Genomic DNA, 9,842 nt, shown 5'->3' on the forward strand with positions numbered 1-9,842 from the left:
TGGGGTTATTGGCGGTGCAGGGGTTGGTATAGCTTATGGTGTTCCTTTAGCAATAGTAACAAAGTGGTTTCCAGAAAAAAAGGGATTTGTTGTTGGACTTGTTTTGTTAGGCTTTGGAGTATCACCATTGGTTACAACTCCGCTTGCAAGGATTTTGATTGAAATATTCGGAGTTATGAAAACCTTTCTTGTATTAGGAGTATCCTTTGGTATTATAATTCCTATTCTTTCTTATCCGTTTAAATACCCTTCTGAATTGGAAGCTGATGTACTAAAAGAAGTTATAGATAAAGATGATGAATCAAATGATGTTGATACCAAGGAAATGATTAAGCTTGATAGTTTTAAAGGATTATATGTAAATTTTATTATTGGAACTACGATCGGATTAATGTTAATCGGACTAACAAACAATGTTGGTATACAATTAATTGGGTTATCGCAAAAGAAGGTTGCGCTGATGATTTCCTTGTTTGCAATTTTTAATGGAATTGGAAGACCTGTATTTGGATGGATAACTGACAAGCTATCATCAAAAAAAGCAATGATAATTTCATATAGTCTTATTATTACAGCCGCATTGCTTATGTCTTTTGCAGATAGTGGCAGTATTGTTTTGTTTGGCATAGCGTTTTCGATATTCTGGTTTAATGTGGGAGGGTGGCTTGCAATAGTTCCAACTGCTACAGGAATGTTGTATGGAGCAAAGCACTATAGCCAAAACTATGGAGTTGTATTTACGGCCTATGGTATAGGAGCTATTTTAGGTGTATTAGGCTCTGGATTAATTTTAGATATCTTTAAGAATTATTATTTTATTTTTTGTTTGGTAATAGGGCTTTGCTTTGCGGGTTGTCTAGTGACGTTTAAGTTAATTAAAGACTAAAGGAATTTATGTCAATATTTTCAAGTGTTTAAAGAAAGGAGTACTAGTCATAATGCATGATATTATATCAAAAAAAGTTGGAATAATAGGTGGGGGGCAATTGGGTAAAATGTTAGTAAATGAAGCAGCTAAAATGGGTATTTATACAATTGTACTTGACCCTGATAAAGATAGTGCTGCGGCTTGTCTTGCAAATAAAAAAATGGTTGCAAGTTTTGATGATCGTGCAGCCTTGTTTGAATTAGCAAAAGAGTCAGATGTTTTAACCTGTGAATTTGAACATATATCAATAGAAGCCTTGAAGTATTTAGAGAGCAAAGGGTTTATAGTTTATCCTCCAGCGGAAAGATTGGAAATAGTTCAAAATAAATTTAATCAGAAGATAGATCTTAAAAAACATGGGATACCTGTAGGTGACTTCTTAAAAGTTCATGGCATTGAAGGGATAAAGGATGCAATTAAAATATTTAATTATCCTATTATGCTTAAGACTTCTATAGGAGCCTATGATGGAAAAGGAAATAGCATAATTCGATGTGAAGAAGATATTGAAAAAGCTTTTATGGAACTTGGAGGTAACGCTGATTCTATTTATGTTGAAAAGTTCATCCCATTTGTTAAGGAGATATCTGTACTCTGCTGCGGAGCGATAAGTGGTGAAGTTATGGTATATCCTATTGTAGAAAATATTCATAAAGATAGTATTCTTTATGAAACTTCAGTTCCAGCAATGATAAGTGATGCTCAGAGAAATAATGCAATAGAAATTGCGAGGAAGGTTTACGGAATATTTGGAAGCGTTGGTATGCTGTGTGTTGAGATGTTCTTGACAAGAAGTGGTGACCTGCTTGTGAATGAAGTTGCTCCAAGGCCGCATAACTCAGGTCATTATACAATAGAGGGATGTATTACATCACAGTTTGAAAATCATATACGGGCAGTAATTGGACTACCTTTAGGCAAAACTGATTTAATAATGCCAACAGTTATGAGAAATATCTTAGGTGAAGATGGTTTTAAAGGGACTCCTGTTACTATGGGGGCATATGAAGTCCTAGCTATTGGGGGAGTGAGGCTTCATATCTATGGCAAAAAGGAAACGAAACCTAAAAGAAAAATGGGTCATATAACAATTACAGAATCAACATTAGACAAAGCACGTGAAAAAGCTGATAAAGCGCACAAAATAATTAAAATAATTTCAAAATGATATGAAAGGAATGAGAGAAGGATGAGACCTATTGTTGGAATAATTATGGGAAGCGATTCAGATTTTCAAGTAATGGAAGACGCTTCAAATATGTTAAATTATTTTCAGATACCACATGAAGTAACGATTGTATCCGCACACAGAACTCCTGACAGATTATTTAACTATGCAAAGAAAGCAAAAGATAAGGGTATAAGAGTAATAATTGCAGGGGCAGGTGGCTCTGCCCATCTGCCAGGAATGACAGCAGCCCTGACTTCACTTCCTGTTATAGGAGTTCCGGTTAAGAGCAATGCACTTAGTGGCATTGATTCACTATATTCAATCGTACAAATGCCAAGTGGAGTTCCAGTTGCTACCGTGGCAATAAATGGAGCAAGAAATGCAGGAATTTTAGCAGCACAGATTTTAGCTGTTTTCGATGAAAAATTATACTGTTCCCTTGAAGAATATAAAAAGGAATTAGAGGATTTGGTGATAAAGAAAGCTGAGGATCTTGAAAAAGATGGGTGCGGCAAATAATCGAATCTGAAGCATTGACAATTTAATATGTCTTTTATGTTCCCTCAGACTGATGGTTTGAGGGAACTTTGCTTTAAGAGCTAATAAATACGTAGAACTAAAGATACTTGTGATAAGGGTAAGATTTGGCGTAATTGTTATTTAAGATAGAAAAAGGTGTCTAAGCTGGAGTGGCAAGTAAAATGGTATGAGAACAGCATGTGGTTTTCTAATATTATGTGGGGGAAACCCACCCGCGATATAAGGTTAATTACATCACAAAAAGACACTTATCTAATGACAAATGCCTTTATATTGACATAACAAAATAAAAGTGATAAACTTAGTTCATGTCACTTTTATCGGCAGTATAATATAATCCTCTAACTATATTATATACCCTGGTGAAAGCAATGTCAATAGGATTTTGAAAAAATCTCACTTAATTATTTGTTAAAAGGGAGGGGTATATTATGAACAAAAATGACCTTGAATGGAAGCTTGAAAATGAATGGTTGGAGGAAGTGCTTAAAGAGGCTCAGAAACAGCTTAATGAAAAATATGATTTAAAAGAAAGATTAAAAAAGGATTCTATTGAAACACAAAGAGAACTGTGGCAGGATATAGGTTCTATTTCTGTAAACAATGGCTTAGAACAGGTTGTAGACTTTATGCAATTTATCAATACAATGAAAATACAAAAAAGAAGCTATGAGTTTACTAGAAAGCTTGAAGAAAAATATGAGAGAATGCTTTTATCACCTTATTTTGGAAGAATTGATTTCATTGAAAAGGGTGAGGAGAAAGCTGAAAGATATTACATTGGAATCTCAAATCTTATTAATGATAGTTATGAGTTTCTAATATATGACTGGCGGGCACCAATCTCTAGTATGTTTTATGATTACGAAATTGGAGAAGCAAGTTATAAATGCCCTGAAGGAATTGTTGATGGAAGGTTAATGCTAAAAAGACAGTACAAAATTAGCAATGGTAAACTTGACTATATGTTTGATAGTAATCTTAAGATAGACGATGAAGTGCTGCAGGATATGTTGAGTAAAAATACTGATAGTAAAATGAAAGCAATAGTAACAACTATTCAAATGGAGCAGAATAAAGTAATTCGCAATGAGGAATACAAGAATTTAATTGTCCAAGGTCCTGCTGGAAGTGGGAAAACTTCTGTTGCGCTTCATAGGATTGCCTATCTTTTATATAAGCATCGGGAAAAAATAACTCCTCAAAATATAGTTATATTTTCCCCAAATGATATTTTTAATGAGTATATTTCTAATGTATTGCCGCAGCTTGGAGAAGACAATATGTGTCAGACCACATTTAAGGAATATATGCATAAGGCCTTAGGTAATGAGTTTATAAAGGAAAACTACTGTGAGATGATGGAATATATTCTGGCATCTAAGGAACAAGATTCCTACCAAAAGAGAATAAATAATATAAAATTTAAGTCTTCCATGGAGTTTGTGGATATATTAAAACAGTATGTATCTTATCTAGAAAACATGGATAGAAATTTTACAGATATCATTTTTAGGGGGCATTTAATAATCTCATCTAAGGATATAGAAGAACTGTTTTTTAAAGATTATGTACAACTGCCACTTAAAAGGAGGCTTCAAAAGATAAGAGAAAGAATTTTGTTTCTTGTAGAGCCTTATGAAAAACAACAAATAAGAGAAGTAACTGACGAACTTGCGGACTCAGGTTCTTATATAGATAAAGTAGAGGCTATGGAGCGAAGTCAAGCTATTGTGAAGGATGAAATAAAGAGTGTACACTATCAAATTAATAAAATGACGGAGTTTGATTTAGTGGAAATTTATAAAAATCTCTTTAACAATCTAGAGCTTTTCTTAACAAAATCAAATACAAAATATAATGATAAAAACATTGATGAAACCAAAAGCTATACCCTTGAAAGTCTAAAAACTAGAATGCTTAATTATGAGGATCAGCCACCCCTTTTATATCTAAAAGGTGCACTGGGGGATCTTCCTAAAACCTCAGAAATTAAATATGTTGTTATTGATGAAGCGCAGGACTATACACCGCTGCAGTATGAGATTTTTTATCAGCTTTTTAAGTCTGCGAGTATGACCATACTGGGTGATTTACAGCAATCCATTAATCCATTTATGAACGTAGGAGACTATAATAATATATCTAGTATATTTCCCAAAGATAGTACTTGTATAATAAATTTAACTAAAAGCTATAGATCTACAATGGAAATTACTAAGTTTTCAAGAAGGCTGCTTAATAAGAAACTTACAGATGAATGTGTAGAAAGAAGTGGAGAGGAACCTTTAGTTCTCGGCTTTGAAAATGAAGAGGATATAAAATATAGAGTTCTTAATGATATTAAAACATATAAAGAAAAAGGGTGCAAATCAATTGGTATCATAACAAGGACTGTAGGAGAAGCGCAGGAGGTATACAGTTTCCTAAAAGACAAGGTTCATGTTAAAGCCATAATGAAGGAAGATGATGAATATGCAAGTGATGCATTGGTAATTCCGGCTTACCTTGCTAAAGGGTTAGAATTTGATGTGGTGCTTATTTATAACGCAGGGGATGAAAAGTATGGTTGTGAGGAAGAAAGGTTGCTGCTCTATACTGCTTGCACCAGAGCGCTTCATGCTTTATGCGTATACTATTCAGGTAAGGTTACTCCATTGCTGACAGGAAGTTATTAAATTTATTACTACAAAATAAAGAACTAAATTGGCAATACTAATAAAAAAGCGCAAGAAGAAGCAGAAAAAGTCTCAAAGCGGAATAACGAACAGCTTGCGAAAACAATTGAGAATATGAATAGGAATGAATTGATAAGGGAGGATAATGTATGAATTCATATGTACTTAGCTTTCAGGAAATTGATAAAAGAAAGCTTTCTATGGTCGGGGGTAAAGGTGCCAATCTAGGAGAACTATCCAAGGCCGAGGGGATCCTAGTACCGGAAGGTTTTTGTGTTACCACAGAAGCATATAAAAAGATAACCGGAAATAATCAGGAACTTAGCGGTTTATTAGATGAATTATCCCATCTTAGAGTAGAAGATAGGGAAAAAGTTTATGAAGTTAGCAAAAGAATTCGCACGGTCATCGAAGGTATATCTATTTCTAAGGATATAGCAGAAGAGATCATGGATTATCTAACAAAGTTTGGTGAAAAAGATGCCTATGCAGTACGCTCCAGTGCAACTGCAGAGGATCTACCGACAGCCTCCTTTGCAGGCCAGCAGGAGACCTATTTGAACATTATCGGAAAGGAGGCAATACTAAAGCATATCAGCAAGTGCTGGGCATCGTTATTTACCGAGAGGGCAGTAATTTACCGACTTCAAAACGGCTTCGACCATCGTAAAGTTCATCTGTCTGTGGTTGTTCAAAAGATGGTGTTCCCGCAGGTGGCAGGGATTTTGTTTACTGCTGATCCCGTAACTTCTAATAGGAAAGTATTATCCATTGATGCCAGTTTCGGACTTGGCGAGGCCTTGGTATCTGGATTGGTTAATGCTGATACCTATAAAGTGAGTGACAGCAAAGTTATCGATAAGAAGATATCCACCAAGAAGCTGGCTATTTATGCTTTAAAAGATGGCGGTACCAAAGAACAGGAGATTGAGCTAGAGAAGCAGAATAGTCAAGCGCTCACCGATGAGCAGATTTTACAGCTTGAGTATATGGGCAGAAAGGTCGAAGAGCATTTCGGGTGTCCTCAAGACATCGAATGGTGTTTGGTAGATGATACATTTTATGTTGTCCAGAGCCGACCAATCACTACTTTATATCCCATCCCTGAAGCAAATGATAAAGAAAATCATGTTTACTTATCTGTGGGTCATCAACAAATGATGACTGATCCTTTGAAACCATTGGGAATGTCTTTGTTCCAGTTAACATCTTTTGGGCACAGGTTCAAAGCTGGTGGAAGGTTGTTTGTTGATGCTACACCTATCCTAGCTTCACCTGACAGCAGAAAAGTGTTATTGGATAGTATGGGACAACACGACCCACTCATGAAGGATGCGCTCATGACCGTAATAGAGCGAGATTTCATAAAACTTTTACCAAATGATAAAGAGGAACAGAGTAACCGTAGAAGCAATAAAAGTGTGTCCTCTGCGGATTCAAAACCACAAGTGGAAAATGACCCTACAATTGTTTCTGATTTGATTAAGAGTACTCAAAGATCCATAGAAGAGTTGAAACAAAACATCCAAAGGAAATCAGGATCAGATTTATTTGATTTTATTCTAGAAGATATAGAGGAGTTAAAAAAGATTTTATTTGATCCAAAAGGTACAGCTGTATTTATGACTGCTATAAATGCTTCATCATGGATCAATGAAAAAATGAACGAATGGTTAGGTGAAAAAAACGCAGCGGATACCCTTTCTCAATCTGTACCAAACAATATTACTTCGGAGATGGGTCTGGCACTACTTAATGTGGCAGATGTGATTCGTCCTTATCCAGAAGTAATTAATTATCTGAAGCATGTAAGAGATGATAATTTTGTGGATAAATTACCCAAATTCCATGGTGGAAAGGAAATCCAAGACGCAATATTGTCTTATCTTGACAAGTACGGAATGCGATGTGCAGGAGAAATCGATATTACTAGACCTCGTTGGAGCGAAAAACCAACTACTCTTATCCTCGTGATTTTAAATAACATCAAAAACTTTGATCCTAATGCCGGTAATCGGAAATTTGAGCAAGGGCGACAGGAAGCTTTGGCAAAAGAATAAGAGTTATTAGAGCGATTGAATAAGTTACCGGATGGTGAACAAAAGGTCAAAGAAACAAAAGAAAAAATTGACCTAATCCGAAATTTCATCGGGTATCGTGAATATCCAAAATACGGTATGGTTAGCCGCTACTTTGTTTATAAGCAGGCTTTACTAAAAGAAGCAGAGCAACTGGTGGAAAAGAGCGTTATTCATGAAAAAGAAGATATATATTACCTCACTTTTCAAGAACTTCACGATGTGGTACGCACAAATAAACTGGATTATCAGATTATAAGCATTCGAAAAGATGAGTACAAATTATATGAAAAACTAACACCCCCACGTGTTATCACCTCTGATGGTGAAGCGCTCTCCGGTAAGTACAAACGAGAAAATCTCCCAGATGGCGCTATTGCAGGGCTGTCTGTTTCTTCTGGAGTTATAGAGGGGCGAGCGCGTGTCATCTTAAACATGGAAGATGCTGATCTAGAAGATGGAGATATATTAGTCACATCCTTTACTGACCCTAGCTGGACACCATTGTTTGTATCCATAAAGGGCCTAGTCACCGAAGTTGGTGGACTGATGACCCATGGAGCAGTTATTGCACGTGAATATGGTTTGCCGGCAGTTGTGGGAGTAGAAAATGCTACTAAACTGATAAAAGATGGACAGCGAATTCGCGTGCATGGAACAGAAGGGTTTGTAGAAATCCTATAATGGGGAAGGTGTTGTTTCACTCCTTGAGAGTTAAATAAAATATGAAAGCTCCGAAGGCGGCCCGATAAGGGTCGCTTTTTCAGATGGAAAAAGTAATTACATGAGACAAATTCATAATGTTATCGGTAGTGATCTTGGACAAGTTGAAACAGCTATATTAACATTAATTTTTAATATAGCATAAAGTTATGCAAGCAATTTATGTGCAATAAGTTGTATAATATAGTTAGTACTTACCAGTATTAAAGTGCGAATATTAGAATTAAGAATAATGAATAAAGGAATAAATCTCTTGTGAGATTTTATAATTTAAGGTGCTGTGCATCTGATAATTTAAGTGTTATTAAGGAGAATAAATACATAACTGCAGATAGTAATAAAGAACCAAAAAAGAAAATATACAGGATAGTGGCAAGGTTTTGCATAGCTATTGTGATTTTAGCTGCTTGTTATTTAGGTTATTACAAATACCAGCAAAGTAAGATTAAGTTTCAATCACCAGAAGGCTTCTCCGTTGAAGTTAGTACAAAAGATCTTACTGTAGTGGGAACAAAGTGGCTTGAAGCATACACTGAACAATACCGAGGGAAATACGTGCCTAGGAATCAAAAGATAACTAAGTATTCTATTGATGGTATTGAAATTAAAGAAGCTAATGTAATTCAAGTTGATTTTTCCATTGTTATAAAGAAATTAGATAAAAGAAGTTCCTATAATTGGAATGGGGTTGTGGAGGAAAACAAAATTAAAAGTCAATGGGTTTTATGGTTTAAAGAAGAAACAAATCCGGAAGGGACTTTTAATTATACCGTAACCAAATTACAAAGACCTGCTGGATATGATTTGGAGAAATATCAAACCAGTGGTAAGAAAGAAAGAGATGAGTATAAACATGAATATGAAGCTGAAATTCCTTATGAAAATCAGCAGTATACCTATAAGATAGAAAATAAAATCCTCTATGTAAGCTATGACAAGGGAAATGAATGGAAGGAAGTCCCTGTTTCACTGGAGGCCTTAGTAGAAGTTGGAGACGGAAGGCCTTATTATAATAAATTGCAGGAAAAAAGCTATGTAATAACACCAGAAAAAACTGCATTTGTCTATGGAGGGACTAGGGAAAATCCTCTTATGATGGTTCGTTCAGAGGATAGGGGAATCACTTGGAAAACATCTGAAATAAGTAAAAACTTAGATAGTACAAGAGTGAAGTTTTGTAGTTTTCCAACAGCTACAGTAGGTTATGTCATTGCAACAGGTGGGAGGACTATGTCTCAAGAAGGACAGATAATATATAAAACAACAAATGGTGGTGACACATGGAAAGAAGTGGGGGCTGGACCTAGCACCTGGCTTTTACAGTCAGCTGGTTTTATAGATGAAAATCTGGGCTTTATGACTTATCCAAAGGTAGAAGGAGCGGTAACCAATTTTTATAGAACACAAGATGGAGGGAAAACCTTTGAGTCGGTAATACTACCTGTTCATAAGGAAGAATGGATGGGCACCACCTTTGAGCCTTTTATACAACCACAAACTCCTTATGTTGAAAATGGCCAGTTGTTTCTTTTGGTAGGACAGGGAGAACAAGGTGATTTCAAGGGAGGTACTATTATGGCAAAATACAAATCAGATGACAGGGGAAAAACCTGGAGGTTTGTGGAATTGGTGGAGCCACCTTCTAAAGAAATAGGATAATATTCATTCTATTATCTTAAAATCATTGATAACTGGTGGGTTACATGATAATCTACGTAATAACA

5 protein-coding genes and 1 pseudogene are annotated in these 9,842 nt (G+C 35.6%); all 6 read left to right on the plus strand.

Annotation, left to right across the window (positions count from 1 at the left end):
* The coding region (locus DP68_RS05930) for an MFS transporter (RefSeq protein ID WP_035307438.1) at positions 1-886 on the plus strand (886 nt) is incomplete at its 5' end.
* A gap of 52 nt (positions 887-938) precedes the next feature.
* Entirely contained in the window at positions 939-2,096 is a 1,158-nt protein-coding gene (gene purK, locus DP68_RS05935; protein WP_035307441.1) for a 5-(carboxyamino)imidazole ribonucleotide synthase, read from the plus strand.
* Positions 2,097-2,117: 21 nt separating this feature from the next.
* Positions 2,118-2,618 (plus strand): 5-(carboxyamino)imidazole ribonucleotide mutase, encoded by a 501-nt coding sequence (gene purE / locus DP68_RS05940; protein ID WP_035307442.1) that lies wholly within the window; start codon positions 2,118-2,120, stop codon positions 2,616-2,618.
* A 452-nt stretch (positions 2,619-3,070) separates the two neighbouring features.
* The gene (gene helD, locus DP68_RS05945; RefSeq protein ID WP_035307444.1) at positions 3,071-5,317 is read left to right on the plus strand and encodes an RNA polymerase recycling motor HelD; all 2,247 of its coding nucleotides are present in this window, start codon (positions 3,071-3,073) and stop codon (positions 5,315-5,317) included.
* Positions 5,318-5,466: 149 nt separating this feature from the next.
* Positions 5,467-8,079, plus strand: a pseudogene (gene ppsA / locus DP68_RS05950) (phosphoenolpyruvate synthase).
* A 294-nt stretch (positions 8,080-8,373) separates the two neighbouring features.
* Positions 8,374-9,777: a hypothetical protein gene (locus tag DP68_RS05955; protein WP_291547622.1), complete on the plus strand. Its 1,404-nt coding sequence runs from the start codon at positions 8,374-8,376 to the stop codon at positions 9,775-9,777.
* The last annotated feature ends 65 nt before the right edge of the window (positions 9,778-9,842 follow it).

The organism is Clostridium sp. HMP27, from assembly GCF_000765165.1.
Taxonomy (GTDB): domain Bacteria; phylum Bacillota; class Clostridia; order Clostridiales; family Clostridiaceae; genus Clostridium_AK.

Excerpts from the sequence above, each read along its gene's own strand:
- purK (WP_035307441.1), top strand. The coding sequence starts at position 939 with ATGCATGATATTATATCAAAAAAAGTTGGAATAATAGGTGGGGGGCAA.
- purE (WP_035307442.1), top strand. The coding sequence starts at position 2,118 with ATGAGACCTATTGTTGGAATAATTATGGGAAGCGATTCAGATTTTCAA.
- helD (WP_035307444.1), top strand. The coding sequence starts at position 3,071 with ATGAACAAAAATGACCTTGAATGGAAGCTTGAAAATGAATGGTTGGAG.